Origin of the sequence: Martinezella lusitana (genome assembly GCF_016901135.1) — a bacterium.
Classification (GTDB): Bacteria; Pseudomonadota; Alphaproteobacteria; order Rhizobiales; family Rhizobiaceae; genus Rhizobium; species Rhizobium lusitanum_D.
In genome coordinates this window covers 146,018-163,321 of record NZ_JAFEVL010000061.1, presented here as the reverse complement: position 1 = coordinate 163,321, position 17,304 = coordinate 146,018, and the positions used below count along the sequence as shown (strand labels likewise).

Annotated in this window: 17 protein-coding genes; 8 read left to right on the top strand and 9 right to left on the bottom strand. The window is 61.2% G+C overall.

Annotated elements, in window-relative coordinates:
* Entirely contained in the window at positions 1 to 1,383 is a 1,383-nt protein-coding gene (locus JTP94_RS26255; protein WP_204853345.1) for a cytochrome-c peroxidase, read from the top strand.
* Here the strand turns inward: JTP94_RS26255 and JTP94_RS26250 are convergent.
* The 3 genes from JTP94_RS26250 to odc2 form a co-directional block, all read right to left on the bottom strand.
* Positions 1,380 to 2,546, bottom strand: coding sequence for a diguanylate cyclase (locus JTP94_RS26250; RefSeq protein ID WP_204853344.1), 1,167 nt, complete (start codon positions 2,544 to 2,546; stop codon positions 1,380 to 1,382). The two genes, JTP94_RS26255 and JTP94_RS26250, sit on opposite strands and share 4 nt — an antisense overlap.
* A 124-nt stretch (positions 2,547 to 2,670) precedes the next feature.
* On the bottom strand, positions 2,671 to 3,261 hold the full coding sequence (locus JTP94_RS26245; RefSeq protein WP_204853343.1) for a GNAT family N-acetyltransferase: 591 nt from the start codon (positions 3,259 to 3,261) through the stop codon (positions 2,671 to 2,673).
* 96 nt (positions 3,262 to 3,357) lie between these two features.
* Positions 3,358 to 4,491, bottom strand: a complete 1,134-nt coding sequence (gene odc2 / locus JTP94_RS26240; RefSeq protein WP_037196325.1) for an ornithine/lysine decarboxylase — start codon at positions 4,489 to 4,491, stop codon at positions 3,358 to 3,360.
* Positions 4,492 to 5,020: 529 nt separating this feature from the next.
* On the opposite strand from odc2, the gene JTP94_RS26235 reads away from it, so the two are divergent.
* The 3 genes from JTP94_RS26235 to JTP94_RS26225 all read left to right on the top strand — a co-directional run bounded on the left by JTP94_RS26235 (position 5,021) and on the right by JTP94_RS26225 (position 7,773).
* Positions 5,021 to 5,914, top strand: coding sequence for a LysR family transcriptional regulator (locus JTP94_RS26235; protein ID WP_204853342.1), 894 nt, complete (start codon positions 5,021 to 5,023; stop codon positions 5,912 to 5,914).
* A gap of 90 nt (positions 5,915 to 6,004) precedes the next feature.
* On the top strand, positions 6,005 to 6,664 hold the full coding sequence (locus tag JTP94_RS26230) for a DUF1007 family protein (RefSeq protein WP_204853394.1): 660 nt from the start codon (positions 6,005 to 6,007) through the stop codon (positions 6,662 to 6,664).
* Positions 6,658 to 7,773, top strand: a complete 1,116-nt coding sequence (locus JTP94_RS26225; RefSeq protein WP_204853341.1) for a nickel/cobalt transporter — start codon at positions 6,658 to 6,660, stop codon at positions 7,771 to 7,773. Before JTP94_RS26230 ends, JTP94_RS26225 begins: the two co-directional genes overlap by 7 nt.
* A 7-nt stretch (positions 7,774 to 7,780) precedes the next feature.
* Here JTP94_RS26225 and JTP94_RS26220 read toward each other — a convergent pair whose 3' ends face one another.
* The 3 genes from JTP94_RS26220 to JTP94_RS26210 all read right to left on the bottom strand — a co-directional run bounded on the left by JTP94_RS26220 (position 7,781) and on the right by JTP94_RS26210 (position 9,660).
* Positions 7,781 to 7,996, bottom strand: coding sequence for a hypothetical protein (locus tag JTP94_RS26220; RefSeq protein ID WP_034505356.1), 216 nt, complete (start codon positions 7,994 to 7,996; stop codon positions 7,781 to 7,783).
* A gap of 184 nt (positions 7,997 to 8,180) precedes the next feature.
* Entirely contained in the window at positions 8,181 to 8,894 is a 714-nt protein-coding gene (locus JTP94_RS26215; RefSeq protein WP_204853340.1) for a tellurite resistance TerB family protein, read from the bottom strand.
* A 127-nt stretch (positions 8,895 to 9,021) separates the two neighbouring features.
* Positions 9,022 to 9,660: a 2-dehydro-3-deoxy-phosphogluconate aldolase gene (locus JTP94_RS26210; RefSeq protein WP_204853339.1), complete on the bottom strand. Its 639-nt coding sequence runs from the start codon at positions 9,658 to 9,660 to the stop codon at positions 9,022 to 9,024.
* A gap of 159 nt (positions 9,661 to 9,819) precedes the next feature.
* Here JTP94_RS26210 and JTP94_RS26205 point away from each other — a divergent pair, with 159 nt between their 5' ends.
* The 3 genes from JTP94_RS26205 (at position 9,820) to JTP94_RS26195 (ending at position 12,224) form a co-directional block, all read left to right on the top strand.
* Positions 9,820 to 10,305 carry a CYTH domain-containing protein gene (locus tag JTP94_RS26205; RefSeq protein WP_204853338.1) on the top strand — a complete coding sequence of 162 codons (486 nt, stop codon included), beginning with the start codon at positions 9,820 to 9,822 and terminating at the stop codon, positions 10,303 to 10,305.
* Positions 10,283 to 11,194 carry a CHAD domain-containing protein gene (locus JTP94_RS26200; RefSeq protein WP_204853337.1) on the top strand — a complete coding sequence of 304 codons (912 nt, stop codon included), beginning with the start codon at positions 10,283 to 10,285 and terminating at the stop codon, positions 11,192 to 11,194. Before JTP94_RS26205 ends, JTP94_RS26200 begins: the two co-directional genes overlap by 23 nt.
* A gap of 88 nt (positions 11,195 to 11,282) precedes the next feature.
* Positions 11,283 to 12,224, top strand: coding sequence for a rhodanese-related sulfurtransferase (locus JTP94_RS26195; protein WP_204853336.1), 942 nt, complete (start codon positions 11,283 to 11,285; stop codon positions 12,222 to 12,224).
* Between the two features lie 5 nt (positions 12,225 to 12,229).
* Here the strand turns inward: JTP94_RS26195 and JTP94_RS26190 are convergent, their stop codons facing one another.
* The 3 genes from JTP94_RS26190 to JTP94_RS26180 all read right to left on the bottom strand — a co-directional run bounded on the left by JTP94_RS26190 (position 12,230) and on the right by JTP94_RS26180 (position 16,642).
* Entirely contained in the window at positions 12,230 to 14,443 is a 2,214-nt protein-coding gene (locus JTP94_RS26190; protein WP_204853335.1) for a bifunctional diguanylate cyclase/phosphodiesterase, read from the bottom strand.
* Positions 14,444 to 14,553: 110 nt separating this feature from the next.
* Positions 14,554 to 15,102, bottom strand: coding sequence for an NADPH-dependent FMN reductase (locus JTP94_RS26185; RefSeq protein ID WP_204853334.1), 549 nt, complete (start codon positions 15,100 to 15,102; stop codon positions 14,554 to 14,556).
* A gap of 166 nt (positions 15,103 to 15,268) precedes the next feature.
* Complete coding sequence (locus JTP94_RS26180) at positions 15,269 to 16,642, bottom strand: GH1 family beta-glucosidase (RefSeq protein WP_204853333.1); 1,374 nt, start codon at positions 16,640 to 16,642, stop codon at positions 15,269 to 15,271.
* Positions 16,643 to 16,899: 257 nt separating this feature from the next.
* On the opposite strand from JTP94_RS26180, the gene JTP94_RS26175 reads away from it, so the two are divergent.
* Positions 16,900 to 17,304: a DoxX family protein gene (locus JTP94_RS26175; RefSeq protein WP_204853332.1), complete on the top strand. Its 405-nt coding sequence runs from the start codon at positions 16,900 to 16,902 to the stop codon at positions 17,302 to 17,304.

Here is a 17,304-nt window from a genome sequence, read left to right as displayed (position 1 = left end):
ATGCCCTTGCAGATCAACCGCCGTCTCCTGCCCTTCATCGCACTCGCGGGCATATCGCTCGCGAGTGCGGCCATCGGCGCGGCAAGCAAGCCGGCCGCCAATGCTGCCGCCACGGACGGCTATGACGACCAGGCGCCGCTGAGTGCCGTGGCCCAGCTCGGCAAGCGGCTGTTTTTCGATCCGACGCTATCGGGCGGCGACCAGATGTCCTGCGCCACCTGCCACGATCCCGGCAATCATTATGCGCCCGCCAACGACCGCGCCGTGCAGCTCGGCGGTCCGCATCTCGACCAACCGGGCATCCGCGCCGTGCCGAGCCTCGCCTACAAGATGTCGACGCCTTCCTTCTCGGTCGGGGCTGAAAGCGCTGCCGACGAGGCTACCGAAGCCGCGCCGATGATTGAAGCCTCAGGCGTAGCACTCGCCAACGCGCCGGCGGCCATAGCCGGGCCGCTGACGGCGCAAGCCGTCGTCAAGGCCGATTCGACCGCTCCGGATCTGGTGCCGCAAGGCGGAATGTTCTGGGATGGACGCGTCGATTCGCTGGAAGAGCAGGCTTTGCAGCCGATGATCTCACCGTTCGAAATGGCGAATGTGGATGCGGGCACCGTCTATGCGAAATTGAAGAAGGGCTATGGCAGGGACATCTCGGCGCTCTTCGGCGAGAATATCCTCAACGATCAGGACATGACGATCGCCGAAATCGGCTTCGCCCTTGCCCGCTACCAGATCGAGGAGCCATCCTTTCATCCCTATACGAGCAAATATGATTATTACCTTCGCGGCAAGGCGGTGCTCACGGATGCCGAAGCGCGAGGATTGAAGCTGTTCGATGATCCAAGCAAGGGCAATTGCGCCTCGTGTCACCTCGACAAGATGACCGGCGACGGGCAGATGCCAAACTTCACCGATTTCGAATTCGAAGCCTTGGGAGCGCCGCGCAATCCAGCCATCCCGGCCAATGCCGATCCGCATTACGACGACACCGGCATTTGTGGCCCGCTGCGCAACGACACCTATTCCGCCCAGGCGCAGAATTGCGGGCTGTTCAAGACGCCGACATTGCGCAACGTCGCCGCTCGCCACGTCTTCTTCCACAATGGCGTCTATCGCACGCTCGAGGACGTGACGCGCTTCTACGTCAAGCGCGACACCAATCCGGATGAGATCTACCCGAAGGATGCCGGTGGCAAGGTGATGAAATACAATGATCTGCCTGAGCAGTATCGGGCCAATATCGACGTCATCGACGCGCCGATGAACCGCAAGCTCGGCGACACACCGGCGCTCAACGACGCCGAGATCAACGATGTCGTCGCCTTCCTGAAGACGCTGACGGACGGATACGACCCTGCGAAGGAAAGTGTAAAGGCGGCGAATTAAGCCGCTTTTTCAACGGCCTCTCCGGGCTTCAGGGTCTGAACCTCGACGCGATCCCGCCCGTTGCGCTTGGCGCGGTAAACGGCTTCGTCAGCTCTTTCCAGGAGCCGTTCGAGGCTGTTGCGGCCCTCGGCAATACCGATCGACAGAGTCGGCGAGATCTGTAGGTCGCTTTCCCGCGACATGGCATCGGCGAAGGCTGCACGAATGCGTTGCGCCAGTCGCACCGCCTCGTCCGCCGCGGTGTGTTCGACGACGAGCACGAATTCATCCCCGCCCTGACGTGCCACGATGCCTCGGACGCCAAGCTGCGATTTCGCCACCTGCACGAAGAGACTGAGGATGCGATCCCCCACCGCATGGCCATGGCTGTCGTTGAGCGTTTTGAAATGATCGATGTCGATCAGGAACACGGCGACGGGCAGCCTTCCGGCCAGCCGCGTATAGGCGCTGGCAAGACCGCTGCGGTTCATCGCACCGGTAAGAGGATCGTGATGGGCAAGCTCAATCAGCTTGTTGCGGCTGCGTTCGGAAGCCATCAGAACAATGGTAATGCCGCGCAGACAGATGAAAACCGCGGCCGTCAGCGCCAGCCACTGATCGCCGCTGGGTTTGTCGAACAGGCCGTCGCCACCCAGCCGTCCGAGGAGGGCGAGTGTCGCCCGCCCGGCAAAAATCACCGCTGTCGGGGCAAAAAGGCCAACGAGGATCCAGCCGGAAACCAATGTCTCGCGCCGGACAAGCCTGTATCCCTCACGCATGATCGCGAGATCACAGAAACTGAAGATGAAGGAGAGATAGGCGATGCGCGGCAAATAGCTGGCGCCGTCACCGAAAACAAGGAACAAGGGCAACGAGCCGATGGCGATAACGGTAGCATATCTCCGTAAATTGATGGGTTTTCCGGCAAAGATCTTGATAGCCGCGAGCAAGGCTATGTAACCCGCAAGCGTCAGGCTGTTCGCCAAGCCGACCGTTATGAAATCCGGAGCGATATCGCGCAAGGCGACGCCGAGAGAGCCAAAGCCCAACAGCACATTGCTGGCGCCCCACCACAGAGGCCAGCGTTCGAAACGTCCCGTCGCAAACGCGAGAAGCTGCACGCAGCCCAGCACAAGACAAGCGAAACCACAGACAACATAGATCGTCCGCAGATCCAGCACCATGATGACATCGTCCCTTGTCGACCCTCTGAGAGTTCGAGGATACGACAGGCCGCTTGCGGTTCTCTTAATTCAACATAGCAAATTGAGGCTGTCTCGCTGCGGTTTGCGAGGCAGCCTCGGCGTCTCAGGCGACCCTTGCGACAGGCGGCTGGGCAAGCTTGCGACCGCTGGCGACGATGATGCCGGCAGAGCCATTGAGCCAGCCGTCCTTCAGTTCGAGCGCCAGGAAACGCTCGCGCTGGAACGGGCCTGGCATGACGAGATGGCGGGTCTTTTCGGCAAAGAAGCCGAAACGCTCGTAATAGGGCGCATCGCCGACGAGCAGGATGGCGCCATGGCCGCGCTTCTTGGCTTCCAGGATGGCAGCGCGCATCAGCGCCGAGCCCATACCCTTGCCTTCACACGCAGGATCGACGGCCAGCGGGCCGAGCAACAGCGCATCGACCGGACGGGTCTCGCGATCGACACCAGCCTCGACGTTCCACAGGCGAACCGTGCCGATGACATGGCCGGTGCGGTCGCGGGCGACCAGCGCCAGGCCTTCGGCCGGAACACGGCCCCGGCGTAGCTTTTCGGACGACTTCTTGCGGCGACCGGCGCCCATGGCGCGGTCGAGCAGATTTTCGCGAGCAACGACATCGCCTGCGTTTTCCAGGTCGAGTGTGAAAGTGGTGGGCGCAAAGAATGCGCGGACAGAATCAAGAACAGCGGCCATCTCGGCCTCCCGTTGCCCAATACCGTTATCAGCGGTGGTGACAAATAATTGTGAAGGTGCCGCCCCGGCTGACTACGGGGTCGGCAAAGTCAGACCTCAGATGATGTAGGCCTTCAGCGGATCGAACCCGTTGAACGCAACAGCCGAATAGGTCGTGGTGTAGGCGCCGGTGCCTTCGATCAGGACCTCGTCGCCGATGGTGAGCGTCACCGGCAACGGATAGAGGTTCTTTTCATAGAGCACGTCGGCCGAATCGCAGGTCGGGCCGGCGATGACGCAGGCTTCCATCTCGTCGCCGTCGCGCTCGGTGCGGATCGGGTAGCGGATCGCCTCGTCCATGGTTTCGGCGAGACCGCCGAACTTGCCGATGTCGAGGAAGACCCAGCGGGCAGCATCGTTGTCCGACTTCTTCGAAATCAGGACGACTTCAGCCTTGATCACGCCGGCATTGCCGACCATGCCGCGGCCCGGCTCGATGATCGTGTGCGGGATCTGGTTACCGAAATGGGCGCGCAGAGACGCAAAGATCGCCTTGCCATAGGCTTCAGCCGACGGGACGTCGCGCAGATACTTGGTCGGGAAACCGCCGCCCATGTTGACCATCTGCAGGTGGATGCCCTGCTTGGCCAGCGAGACGAAGACCCGCTTGGCATCGGCGAGAGCAGCATCCCAGGCATCGACCTTGGTCATCTGCGAGCCGACGTGGAAAGACACGCCGTAGGATTCCAGACCCAGCTGATGAGCGTAGACGAGCACGTCGACAGCCATCTGCGGGACGCAGCCAAACTTGCGCGACAGCGGCCATTCGGCGCCTTCGCCATCCGTCAGGACACGGCAGAACACGCGAGCGCCGGGAGCGGCACGGGAAATCTTCTCGACTTCCTCGTGGCTGTCGACGGCGAAGAGGCTGATGCCGAGCGCATGCGCACGGGCGATATCGCGCTCCTTCTTGATCGTGTTGCCGAAGGAGATGCGAGCGGCCGTCGCGCCAGCATCGAGCGCCATTTCGATTTCAGCGACGGACGCGCAATCGAAGTTGGAGCCGAGGCTTGCGAGCAGGCGCAGCACTTCCGGAGCCGGGTTGGCCTTGACAGCATAGTAGATGGCGCTGTCCGGCATGGCATGACGGAAGGCACGAAAATTGTCGCGGACGACATCGAGATCAACCACCAGGCAGGGACCGTCCGGACGTCGGGTAGCGAGAAAGTCGCGAATACGTTGCGTGGTCATGTCAATTCCCTTTCAATTCCAATAGCTCCGGGGAAAGACCCAGAGGACAAAGGGCGACGCTCATTCGCTCAGGAACCAGCCGGTGGAGACCCCGGTACCGTGCGAATGCGCGAAGCGCGGATAATGAACGAGTGCCGCAAGCGGCGCTAATTCGCTTTGTCTGCCATGGATTGGAGGGATTATCCCAACCGCACTTCCGGCAATGAAGGTGTGCCTCTTCAGTAACCCCGGCTGATGGAAAGCCGGGAGAGAACAAAAAGGCCCGCACCGTCGTTGCTTTAGATGTCCTCGCATTTTTCGGTTGGCCGAAATAGCGACTGGAGGGGTTAGTTCCAGGTACCTTACCGATTTTCTCACCACATCGAGGATCGGCGGACACCCACGGGCACGTGCGACTTTGGGCTGACCGGGAAATAGGTACATTCGCCGTCATAATCAAGAAAATTTTTCACCCGCGTCCTAAAAAAATAATTGAACAAACCGGCGGGTTTTGTTCAACATCCGGCAACAATTAACGGGAGGCTTCACCATGGACACGTTGACCCGGATTCGCGCCTTTATCGATGTGGTGGAAGCCGAGGGGTTTTCGGCGGCTGCGCGCAAGACCGGACGCTCCAAGGCGCTCCTCTCGAAATATGTCCGCGAGCTCGAAGACGAGCTCGGCGCGCTGCTGCTCAACCGCACCACCCGCCAGTTCTCCATGACGGAGGCCGGCCACACCTATTATCGTACGGCCTCGGATATATTGAAGGAGATCGACAATCTCGCCGACCTCGTCCGCGAGAACAACCAGCAGCTCAAGGGGCGGCTGCGCGTTTCGGTGCCGCGCACCTTCGTCGACGCCGAGGTCGGGCAGTCGCTGATCGACTTCGCCAAGGAAAATCCCGATCTCGCCCTGGAGATCGCCGCCGACGACCGTTTCGTGGATCTGATCGAGGAAGGCTTCGATGTGGCCGTCCGCATCACCAAGCTCGAGGATTCCGGCATGATCGCCCGCAAGATCTCGGATTTCCGCGTCCATCTCTGCGCAACCCAGGAATTCCTCGACCGCTATCCGACGTTGGAGCACCCGACCGATCTTGCACGTATGCCTTTCATCATCGACAGCAACAACCGTTCGCAAGGCAATATTCGCTTCATCGATGCCGACAGCAGCACCTTCAACGTCGCCATCAACGGCACGCTTGAAGTCAACAGCCCGCATGCGACGCTGCGTGCCGCGCTGTCAGGCCTCGGCATCGCCACCGTTCCGGATTTCATCGGTCGCAAGGCGATCGAAAGCGGACAGCTGCTGACGCTGTTCAACGATTATCTTCCGACCGATCGCGGCATCTATGCGGTCTATCCGCATCGCCGCTATCTCCCGGCAAAGGTGCGCATGTTTGTGGACTACCTGCATAACTGGTTCCGCAAGAACGGCTGAGCGGCGCAGACGGGCCGACCGGTCCCAATTCCGTCTTATTTTCTGACCAGAAGTCGAAGTGAATCAATGCTCACGAAACACATCGGACGCATGAGAAAATCCACGATTGTCCACGCTGTCGCCCTCGCCGGGGGTCTACTGCTCGCGCCCGCCGTGGTGTCGGCGCATCCGCATATTTTCGTGGAAGCGCGCCTGGAGGTTCTGGCCGGGCCGGACGGCAATGTACAGGAACTGCGCAACGTCTGGCGCTTCGATGAGGTGTTCTCTTCCTCGGTGCTGATGGATTTCGACAAGAACACCAATCTGAAACTCGATCCCGACGAGCTGAAGGAAGTCGGCAAGACAGTACGCGATTCCCTTGCCGACTATGACTACTACACAAACCTGACGCTCAACGGCAAAACGATCAAGGTGGCCAAGCCCGACGTCATCAATGTCGATTATCGCGACGGCCAGCTTCTCATGTTCTTCGCCGTCAAGCCGTCCGAGCCGATGCCGCTGACGAAGGGCAACAAGCTCAGCTTCGGCATCTACGACCCGACGCTCTACACATCGATCGACTTCCCGACCGACCAGGAGCTGGTGACGGAGGGCGACGCCTTCAAAAGCTGCACGCACCAGGTCGTCCGCCCCAATCCGGACGAAGTCATCGCCGAAAACAGAACGACATTGACGGATGCCTTCTTCAACGATCCGACCGGAACGACCATGTCGAAGCTTTTCGCAACGCGGATAGACGTCCAATGCTGATTTCGAAACCATGGCGGTTGCTTCCGGTGGCGATGCTTGCCTTTCTTGCGGCAGCCGGCCTTGCGCATGCCACGGGATCCCCGCTGGGCATCGGCACGGCCGAACCGAGCTTCCAGCCGACAGGCGGCCCACTGGCGCCCATCTTCCTATACGTGAACTACGAGCAGCAGGCTTTCTATCGCGCGCTCACCAAGTCGATCGAGGCCATGCGCCGGGATCCCTGGGAACTCTGGACCTTGATCGGCCTCTCCTTTGCCTACGGCATCTTCCACGCGGCCGGCCCTGGCCACGGCAAGGCGGTCATCTCCTCCTATATGGTCGCCAATGAAATCGAGCTGAAGCGCGGCATCGCCATCTCGTTCGTCTCCGCGCTCATCCAGGGTGTCGTCGCGGTCCTCGTGGTCGGAGCCGCTTATTTCGTCCTGCGCGGCTCCGGCATCACCATGACGATGGCCACCAACGCCATGGAGATCGCGAGCTTCGTCATGGTCATCCTGTTCGGCGGCTGGCTTCTGTTTCGCAAGCTGCGCACGATGATCCGGAACAGGGCACAGTACCGCGAGGTCCAGCTGGCGACCTCAGCAGGCCCGATCAGCCTGGCGCTTTTCGAAGACGCCGCAACCGGAACAGGCCCGGCCAGAGGCTTTTCCCGCGGCCGCGCAGCTGCCATGCCTGCCGCCGATGGCTATCAATGCTATGACCCCGCTCACGCGACAGGCGACGGCGCCGTCTGCGAGACCTGTGGCCATGCGCATCTCCCCGATCCGAAAATGCTGTCGAACGAGAAATTCAGCGCCCGTGAAGCCGCGTCGGCGATCATCGCTGTGGGCTTGCGGCCCTGCTCCGGCGCGCTGCTGGTCATGACCTTCTCGATGCTGAACGGTCTTTATCTCGGCGGGCTGCTGTCCGTGCTCGCCATGTCGATCGGCACGGCCCTCACCGTCTCGCTGCTTGCCATCATCGCCGTTTTCGCGAAGGGCACCGCCGTGCGTTTCACCGGCCGCGGCTCGAAGCTGTCGACATGGGTCGGCAATGGCATCGAAATTTTTGGTGCTTTGCTGGTCATCTGCACCGGCGTCATCCTGCTCGGCGCCTCGCTGCAGACCTGACGGGTACCTACAGGCCCTTGCGCCTTTGATAGCGAGCCCTGAGCCAGAACACGAAGAAGAAGGCCAGGATGACCAATACGCCGAAGCCGGTACCGAGCCATGGCGAAATCGTTCCGAGCCAGACGATGACGTTCGGCATGAGATAAAGCACGGCTGTTGCGACCAGCAGGATAATGCCGGCGGCGATCGCCGCCGAGCGGGTGTCGCTTTTTCTGTCCGTCAAATCGCCGATCCCTAGCACGCCATGAAATGTTCCGGCGAAGGCTTAGGCCAGCCGTCGGCGAAAGGCAACCGGGCCCCAGAGCAATTCCAGGAAAAGTGCGCAGCGGTTTTCCGTCCAGAATTGCGTAAAAACAATAACATAGAGCGGTAAAGCGATCCCATGAAACGCTTTACCGCTCTATCCGTCAGAGCTGGACTTTGGCGCTCGCAACCGTCGCCTCGATATGATCGACCAGCGCATCGGCCAGGCCGAGCCGCCCGGCAAGCAGATCGAGATAGCCGCGCTCGGCCCGGGAATCCGGCTCGATTGCAAGGCGCGAGGCCGCGTAGACCTGCACCCGCTGCTCCTCGGTCTGCGCCGAGGCGACGATGGCGTCGAGATCGACGGGATTGGCAAGCTCGCGCTGGAAGAAGGCTTCCGCCTCGGAGCCGATGCCGGCCTCCTGCACCTTACCGAGAATGCGCTGACGCTCCGCGTCGTCGATATGGCCGTCGGCGCGGGCAGCCGCGATCATCGCCCGGACCAGAGAGAGCGCAAAGTCATTGCTTGCGACGGCAGGTGCAGTGCTGAAACCGGAGTTCGACGGCGGCGGCAGGAATTGCGGCTCGGCCTGCGGGGCGGATTGGGGAGCAGGCTGCGGCTGATTGCCGTCCCTGTAATTCTTGTAGGCTTGATAGCCAAGCCCGGCGATGGCTGCGAGGCCACCGAGCGCCAGGGTATTGCCGGCAATCTGACGCCCGGTTTTCGTCCCGAGCAGCACACCAGCGATGGCGCTGGTCGCCATCGGGTTATCCCTGGCGAGGTTGATGGCCTGAGTTGCCTTGTCTTTCACGCTTCCCTGCATTCCTGGAACCTGCGATCCCAGAAATTGGTCAAGAAGCTTGCGGGCGTCGATCATGTGGATGGTCCTCCGTCCTTGTGATGGTGACAGGGAGATAGGAAGCGCAACCGCAAATACAAATCCGCTGCACAGAAAAAAGCCCGCAATCTGTGCGGGCTTTTGAAATCGAGCAGAGGAAAATCATTCAGCCCTTGAGCGCTGCAGCCTCGGCCGCCAGCTTGGTGATCCCGGCCCAATCGCCGGCCGTAACCAGCTCTTTCGGCGCGACCCAAGAACCGCCGACGCAGATGACGTTCGGCAGCGACAGATAATCATGGGCGTTCTTCAGCGAGACGCCGCCGGTCGGGCAGAAGAGCGTGCCTGATAGCGGCGAAGACAGAGCCTTGAGATAGGCAGCACCGCCGGCCTGCTCGGCCGGGAAGAACTTCAGCACCGTATAGCCTTCCTCGCGCAATGCCATGACTTCGCTTGCCGTGGCGGCACCCGGCAGCAGCGGCACATGCGAGGCACGGGCGGCATCGAGAAGCTCCTGCGTCGTGCCGGGGCTGACGATGAACTTGGAACCGGCTTCGACGGCTGCGTCCCACTGGGCGACGTTCAGGATCGTGCCGGCACCGACTTCGGCGCCCTCCACCTCTTCGGCGACGGCGCGGATGGCGTCGAGCGCGCCGGCAGTGCGCAGCGTAATCTCGATTGCCTTCAGGCCGCCGGCAACCAGCGCCCGGGCAAGCGGAACGGCCGATTTTGCATCATCAACGATCAGCACGGGAACGACCGGCTGCAATTTCAGAACGGAAAGAAGCTTCTCGGTTTTCTCGCCCATGGTCGGTGCGCTCCCTTAAAACGATTGAAATCCGGCCTTCGAATAGCCTTCCGGAAGGTGCTTGTCGAGACAAAAGCTCGCGTTAAATACGACGGGTAGGAAATCGTCAGAACTTGCTATAGGCTAGTGTGATCTGTGCCAGTGGAGCATGTCAAACGCATGGCAAAAGAGATCGAGCGAAAGTTTCTGGTGCGCGGCGATCACTGGCGTGATTTCGTCTCCGAGAAGCTCATCTTGAAACAAGGCTATATCGCCTCCATGGACGATCGTTCAGTGCGCATAAGGCTGACGAACGACAAGACGGCGACCTTGACGATCAAGATCGGCAGGTCGATGACGCGGGACGAGTTCGAGTATGAAATCCCTATCCCCGAGGCGGAGGAATTGCTGGGAACGGCAATCGGCCTCGTCATCGAGAAGACCCGCCACAAGGTGCCTTTCAAGGGATTTGTCTGGGAAGTGGACGTTTTCCGCGGCGCCCATCGCGGCCTCGTGATCGCCGAGGTCGAGATGGAGGACGAAAGCGACGATCCGGAGCTGCCGGACTGGATCGGCCGCGAGGTGACCGGCGAATACCGCTATTCCAACCAGGCCCTCGCGACGCAGTTCGAACAGGAATACGATGAGCTATCGCATACGGCCTGACCGGCCTCTTGATGACGAGGTGCAAAGGGTCGCCGCGCATCAACTCGGTAAGGCGATGGCCGTCCTGACGGATCGTCCGCAGGGTTTGCACGAAGCGGTACATGCCGCACGCAAGAACATCAAGCGCGTGCGCGGCCTTTATCGGTTGATCGCCCCCCGCGCGCGGGAATTTCAGCAGCAGGAGAATAGCCGGCTTCGGGACATGGCGCGTACGCTCTCAGGCGTGCGTGACGCCACGGCGCTGATCGAAGTCAGCCACTATCTGCAGGCGACTGCGACGTCCGAGGACGAGCTGCACGCACTCGCCCGCGTCACTGACCTCCTGACGACCCGGCGTGACCGCTTGTCAGAGGCAGAGACCGACCTTGAAGACAAGGCACGGGCGGCAATCGCCACCTGTGGCGAAGCGATCCAGGCGCTGAAGGGTGCCTCCTTCGAGAGCGGCCGGCGCGACACCGCACGCCTTTTCCAGAAAAGCTGGCGCAAGAACGGCGACAAGGCCATGCAGGCGCTCTCCGAATGCCAGGCGGAAGCCGCCCATGCCGAGAGTTTTCACGACCTGCGCAAACGCAGCCAGGACTGCTGGATGCACCATATGCTACTGCGGGATATCTGGCCGGCGGCCATGCATGCCAAGCAACTCGAGGCCAAGGCGCTGGTCGACGTACTCGGCCGCTATCTCGACCTGTCGATACTATCCGACGTCGCGGACCGCGAGCCGCATCTTTTCAACGGAAGCGACGACCGCGCACGTTTGCTGGAAGCGATCATCTCACGCCAGCAGACTGCTCGTGAGGAAGCGCTGAACAGGGCCCGCTGGGTCTTTGCCGACAAGCCGGAGCGTGAGGCGCGAACGATCAAGCGGCTTTGGTTGGAAGCGGCGGAATGAAGCCTTCGCCATGGCATTGTGCCGATCACGCAGGGCTTCGGCATAAATCTTGATTGCCTGCCGACGCACAAAATTGTATTTCCCCGGCATGACAGACATCCTTTCCAGCCCACGGCATGAGGCGACCGGCGCATTCCTCGTTGCGGCGCTCTACCATTTCGTTTCCTTTCCGCGCTTCGAAAGCCTGCAGGAGCCGCTGCTTGCGCTCTGCGAGGCAAACGGCGTCAAGGGCACGCTGCTGCTCGCGCACGAGGGGATCAACGGCACCATTGCCGGCACGGATGCCGCCATCGGCACCGTGCTCGCCTTCCTGCGGGCGCAGCCGGAATTTTCCGGCATGGAGCACAAGGAAAGCCGTGCGTCGAAAATGCCTTTCGTGCGCATGAAGGTGAAGCTCAAGAAAGAGATCGTCACCATGGGCGTCGAGGATATCGACCCCACCAGGGTCGTCGGCACCTATATCGCGCCGAAGGACTGGAACGCGCTGATCTCCGATCCCGACACCATCGTCATCGATACGCGCAACGATTACGAGACGGCCATCGGCCTCTTCAAGGGCGCGGTCGACCCGCAGACCAAGACCTTCCGCGAATTCCCCGAATGGGTGCGCCAGAATACCGGCCTGCACAACAAGCCGAAGATCGCCATGTACTGCACCGGCGGCATCCGCTGCGAAAAGGCGACCGCCTTCATGAAACAGCAGGGCTTCGACGAGGTGTTCCATCTCAAGGGCGGCATCCTGAAGTATCTCGAGGAAGTGCCGCCGGAAGAGAGCCTGTGGGAAGGCGCATGCTTCGTCTTCGACGAACGCGTCTCCGTCGAGCATGGCCTGAAAGAGGGCAATCACAAGCTCTGTCACGCTTGCCGCCAGCCGATCACCGCGGAAGAAGTGACATCGCCCTTCTATGAAGCAGGTGTCTCCTGCAGCCATTGCTATCATGAGCGCAGCGAGGAAGATCGCGAACGCTATCGCGAAAGGCAGCGGCAGATCGCGCTCGCCCGCAAGCGCGGCCGGGAGCATATCGGCTGACGATCTCAGGCGGCGGCGACGCGTTCCTCATCGAGGACAGTCGCCATCTGCACGGCAAGGCGCTTGCTGATCTCGGCCTCCGGCATCGGCCTTCCGTAGAAATAGCCCTGCAACTCGTCGCAACCGAAGCCCTGCAGCGCCCTTCCCTGCTCTTCCGTCTCGATGCCCTCGGCGGTGACGGGAATGTCGAGCGAGCGGGCCAGCGCCACCGTCGCCTGCAACATCTCGCGGGCGCTGCTGTCCTCCAGTATATTCATCGTCATCGAGCGATCGATCTTGATGCGATCGAAACCGAATTGGCGCAGATAGCCGATGGAGGAGAAACCAGATCCGAAGTCGTCGAGGGCCACCTTGACGCCGAGCGCCTTCAGCCGCTCGATCGACTGACGGGTGCGCTCCGGATTTTGAATGATGTAGCCCTCGGTGATCTCCAGCGTAACGCGATCGGCTTCGATGGCCGCGCTGTTCAGAACGTTGCGAACATAGTCGGCAAATGCGGGATTGCGGAATTGCCCAGGCGAGACGTTGACGGCGATCCGCAGGTCTGGCCAGCGCTGTGCCGCCGCGCAAGCCTTGCGCAGAACCAGCAGCCCCAGCGCCTCGATCAGGCCGCTGGTTTCGGCAACGGGAATGAAGTCATCGGGCGGAATCGGCCCATGACCGGGCCGGTTCCATCGCACGAGCGCCTCGACACCGATCATGTGGCAGCTCGACGCATCCACCAGCGGCTGATAGGCGACGGTCAGCTCCTCCGTTTCGATCGCGTGGCGCAGATCGAGTTCCAGGGCGTTGCGTTCCTCGCGATAGGCGTCCATGGCCGTCTCATAGCAGGTCATGCGGGCGCGGCCGGCTTCCTTGGCCTTGTACATGGCAAGGTCGGCGCGACGCACCAGCTCCTCGCGGTCGATCCGACCTTCCGGTGAGCTGGCAATACCGATGCTGGCACCGACCACCACCACCCGTCGGCCGATTTCCAATGGCTCCGAAAGAAAATCTAGCACCTGTTCCGCCAGCCGCAGCGCCGGCGCATCGTTGAGCTCCCGGGTCGGAAAAGCGATGGCGAATTCATCGCCGCCGAGCCGCGCCAGTGCCGCCTGGGGCGGAACGAGCACGCTCAGACCGGCGGCCACGGCGCGAATGAGCTGATCGCCGGTGCCATGCCCATAGGAATCGTTGATTTCCTTGAAGCCGTCGAGATCGAGATAGAGAAGCAGGACATTGCTGCCATCGCCGCGCGCCCGCTCGACCAGGCGGTCCACATCGAGCCGCAGCCCTTCGCGATTGAGAAGGCCGCTCAAGCGATCGCGAAGAGAGCCCTGGCGCGCCTGGACTTCCTCCGCCCGCAACCGACGCCCCGCCAGCGATCCCAGAATGAGCAGCACGACGAAGAACAGGCCGACCAGACCGAGCGCGCCGAGCACCAGCGGACGGACCTGCTGATAACTGAGGTCACCCGGTTGGCGCGAATTCCAGACCAGCCGTCCCAGCGACTTGCCGAGCGGATCAACGATGGAAACGGCATAGCGCGCGACGGTATCCGGCGGCACCAGCTTGAGACCGCTGATGACATAGGTGTTGGACAGCATCTTGATCCTGGCTGCATCGAGATAACGCACGAGGATCAGGTAGCGCCGCTGGCCTTCGGGCACGGGAATACGGCCGGATCTTTCCCGGATCGTCGCGGCCCCGGCAGCGGCAATGCCGTTGCCGGTCATGATGTAACCACCCGCTTCGGGAACACCGGTTACACGCGTGGTGCGCGCCTGGTCGACCAGAGCCCAAACGGCGGTGCCGAGAACGTCCTTGATCCCGTCCGTCATTGGCTCGCCATCGTGATAGGCGACGATCGGCTTATTGTTGTCATCGACGATGACGGCGATATCGAACAGGGCGCTATTGGAGGATATATCGCCGTAATTGCCGGCGATCCAGCCTTGCTCGTCCTTCCCGTAGACACTTCTCGCGGCATCATTGCGCGCCGAGTGATCGTGCAGCGTTGCCTCGAGCTGTCCTTGAAAGGTCTTGAGCGCGCCGACCGTGGTTTCCCAGGAGCGTTCGTCATCCAGCTTGTTGGAGTAATCGGCGACGCGACCGATCGCGGTGAGCACCATCAGGGTCACCACGGCAACGACCACTGCGAAAGAAATCAAAACGGCCGTCACGATGGAATGACGACCGATATGCGTACCTCGCCCTAGTGACTGTAAAACTGCGCCCAACGCCTTTTCTCCTTGGCGTGGAAGTCTGCCGTCAGGTCTTCAATAAACGGTTAAGGCGAGTTCGAGATTCCTACAGGAAGGAGTTGTATATTTGCCGCTGGCGATAGAATTCACGCCTCTGTGCAAATCGCCTCCGCGAAACGACTGAGACTGCCCTGCAACAGGCCGCTTTCGCGTGCCTGCGAGAGAATTGCCGCCTGCACCTCATCGCCCTTGCCCGCGATCGACAAACGCAGAAAGGCCTCCGACACGATGCGTAGCGACATGGTCTGCAGCACATCGGCAAGTTGTTCCAGCACAAGGTCGCCGCGATGCGAGGCATGCGCGAACATCAGCGGCTTGAACGGCACCTCGTCGCGCGACACCAGCCAGTCCAGCGCATTCTTGAATCCGCCGGGAATGCCATGGGCATATTCCGGGCAGGAGACGATCAAGCCATCGGCTTCGCGGATCTTCGTCGCGAATTTTGCGACGACGGGCGGCGTCCTCTCGCCCTCGTCGTCCGGATTGAAGATCGGCAGATCGGCGATCAGATCGCAGATCTCGATGGTGATGCCCTCGGGGCATGTGAGCCGCAGGGCTTCCAGCAGCCGGCGGCTGGTAGAAGCCTGCCGCTGGCTGCCGCAAAGTGCATATAGGAAGAGCGGTCGTGGGATCATGTGCGAAACCTACCAGACCCCCTCGATTCGGGCGATGGCTACCCTCCCCTTGAGGGGGAGGGTCGGACCAGAGGTCCGGGGTGGGGTGACCATTGCGGACACCGGAGGTCACCCCCACCCGCGCGTTCCGCGCGACCTCACCCCTCAAGGCGGAGGCAGAACCGCATCAATCCGCCTTATGGTTACCCTTCGGGAACTGGGCAGCGAGCTTCCGGTACCATTTGCCGCTTTTCTTCACCGTGCGCACCTGCGTCTCGTAGTCGACATGCACCAGGCCGAAGCGCATGCGATAACCCTCAGCCCATTCGAAATTGTCCATCAGGCTCCAGGCGAAATAGCCGCGCATCGGATAGCCGTCCTTGATGAGGTCGGCGACGATGCCGAGATGCTCGATGTAGTAATCGAGACGCGGCTGGTCATCGACCTCGCCTTTGACGATCCCCATGTTGTAGCAGGCGCCGTTCTCGGTGATGTAGCACTCCGGCAGCTCGTAGCGCTTGTTGAGATCCTCGACGACGTGCTTCAGGCCCGGCGCATAGATTTCCCAGCCGATATCGGTTTTCGCGTCGCTGACCGGCGGCGCTTCCTTCGTCCATGGGAAATCGCCGCTCTTGGTCGCGTCATCGAAGACGCGGTCAGGCTTGTAGTAGTTCAACCCCCACCAATCCAGCTTCTGGTTAATGGTCTTCAGATCGCCATCCTCTATGACAGGCATGCGGTCGCCGAGCGCCTCGACGAATTCCTTCGGATACTCGCCCTTGAAGATCGGATCGAAGAAGGCGCCATTGTGGAACTGATGGGCGCGCTCGACGGCGGCCAGATCTTCGGGACGATCCGAGCCCGGCAGGATGGATGCGGCGTTGAGCACGATACCAACAGGCACCTTCGGCGCCGCGGCGCGGATCGCCTCGACGCCGAGACCATGGGCAAGGTTCATATAGTGCATGGCGTAAAGCGCTGCCTGCATGTTGCGTTCGCCTGGCGCATGCACGCCGTAGAGGTGGCTCAGCCAGACGATGCACCACGGCTCGTTGAAGGTGGCAACGGAATCCAGGCGGTCGCCAAGGCGGGCCATGACGGTCTTGGCATAGCGCTGGAAGGCATGCGCCGTCGACCGCGCCGTCCAGCCGCCGTCGCCGGCAAGCGTCAGCGGCAGGTCCCAGTGATAGAGCGTCGCGAAGGTCTTGATCCCACGCGCCTTGCAGCCGTCGACGAGGCGATCGTAGAAATCGAGGCCGGCTTCGTTGATGGGGCCGGTGCCGTCGGGAATGATGCGCGGCCAGGCGATCGAGAAGCGATAGGCTTCGACGCCCATCTCCTTGATCAGATCGAGATCCTGCTCCAGCCGATTATAATGATCGCAAGCGACATCGCCATTCTGGCGCTGAAAGACGCGGCCGGGCATGTTGGCGAAGGCGTCCCATATCGAGGGCTTGCGGCCATCCGCCTTGGTGGCGCCCTCGATCTGGAAGGCGGCGGTGGCGACGCCGAACGTGAAATCGCCGGGGAAGCGATCGGCAAGAAGCTTCGGATCGATCATGATGAAAATCCCGTTTGTTGTGGCTTCGTTGGCTGCGGTTTAGCCAAGCCGCGCGGCAAAGTACAGTCTCGAGTTCAGAAAGCTGAAACGTTGCAGGTACAGAGAAAAGGAGCCGGCTACCGGTTTTCGGAGCGTTTCACAGACAATCGCCAGAAACTCTCGGGCGGTCCGATAACACCAATGTCAACAGTCGTGACTTGTGTTTTCGACCAGGATCAATTGAGGGTGGCAGTCATTTCCCAAACGAAAGGACCAAAATGCTCCCTGCGCTCCACTCTCTCCACCCTTATCTGCTGAGCCTCCTGCGCATCGTCTCGTCGCTCGTGCTATTCAGCTATGGAACGCAGAAGGTCCTGCATTTCCCAGCCGCCCAGAACGTGCCGTCCGCCTGGTCCTTGTCGTGGATTGCCGGTCTGCTCGAGCTTGTCCTCGGCTTCCTCGTTCTGATCGGCTTCCAGACACGGATCGCTTCCTTCGTATTGTCTGGCCTGATGGCTTTCGCCTATTTCCTGCGCCATGCGCCGCAGAGCTTCTACCCCGCGCAGAACGGCGGCGTCTCCGCAATCCTCTTCTGCTTCATCTTCCTGTTTCTGGTTAGCGCCGGCGCCGGCCCGTTCAGTGTCGACGCGCTGACGAAGCGCAAGCAGGAACTCGCCGCCTGA

Bases quoted from the DNA above. Each gene is read 5' to 3' on its own strand.
- JTP94_RS26185 (WP_204853334.1), bottom strand. From the start codon at position 15,102: ATGATCCCACGACCGCTCTTCCTATATGCACTTTGCGGCAGCCAGCGG.
- odc2 (WP_037196325.1), bottom strand. From the start codon at position 4,491: ATGACCACGCAACGTATTCGCGACTTTCTCGCTACCCGACGTCCGGAC.
- JTP94_RS26215 (WP_204853340.1), bottom strand. From the start codon at position 8,894: ATGATCGACGCCCGCAAGCTTCTTGACCAATTTCTGGGATCGCAGGTT.
- JTP94_RS26255 (WP_204853345.1), top strand. From the start codon at position 1: ATGCCCTTGCAGATCAACCGCCGTCTCCTGCCCTTCATCGCACTCGCG.
- JTP94_RS26200 (WP_204853337.1), top strand. From the start codon at position 10,283: ATGAGCTATCGCATACGGCCTGACCGGCCTCTTGATGACGAGGTGCAA.
- JTP94_RS26235 (WP_204853342.1), top strand. From the start codon at position 5,021: ATGGACACGTTGACCCGGATTCGCGCCTTTATCGATGTGGTGGAAGCC.
- JTP94_RS26210 (WP_204853339.1), bottom strand. From the start codon at position 9,660: ATGGGCGAGAAAACCGAGAAGCTTCTTTCCGTTCTGAAATTGCAGCCG.
- JTP94_RS26205 (WP_204853338.1), top strand. From the start codon at position 9,820: ATGGCAAAAGAGATCGAGCGAAAGTTTCTGGTGCGCGGCGATCACTGG.
- JTP94_RS26230 (WP_204853394.1), top strand. From the start codon at position 6,005: ATGAGAAAATCCACGATTGTCCACGCTGTCGCCCTCGCCGGGGGTCTA.
- JTP94_RS26180 (WP_204853333.1), bottom strand. From the start codon at position 16,642: ATGATCGATCCGAAGCTTCTTGCCGATCGCTTCCCCGGCGATTTCACG.
- JTP94_RS26195 (WP_204853336.1), top strand. From the start codon at position 11,283: ATGACAGACATCCTTTCCAGCCCACGGCATGAGGCGACCGGCGCATTC.
- JTP94_RS26250 (WP_204853344.1), bottom strand. From the start codon at position 2,546: ATGGTGCTGGATCTGCGGACGATCTATGTTGTCTGTGGTTTCGCTTGT.
- JTP94_RS26175 (WP_204853332.1), top strand. From the start codon at position 16,900: ATGCTCCCTGCGCTCCACTCTCTCCACCCTTATCTGCTGAGCCTCCTG.
- JTP94_RS26245 (WP_204853343.1), bottom strand. From the start codon at position 3,261: ATGGCCGCTGTTCTTGATTCTGTCCGCGCATTCTTTGCGCCCACCACT.
- JTP94_RS26225 (WP_204853341.1), top strand. From the start codon at position 6,658: ATGCTGATTTCGAAACCATGGCGGTTGCTTCCGGTGGCGATGCTTGCC.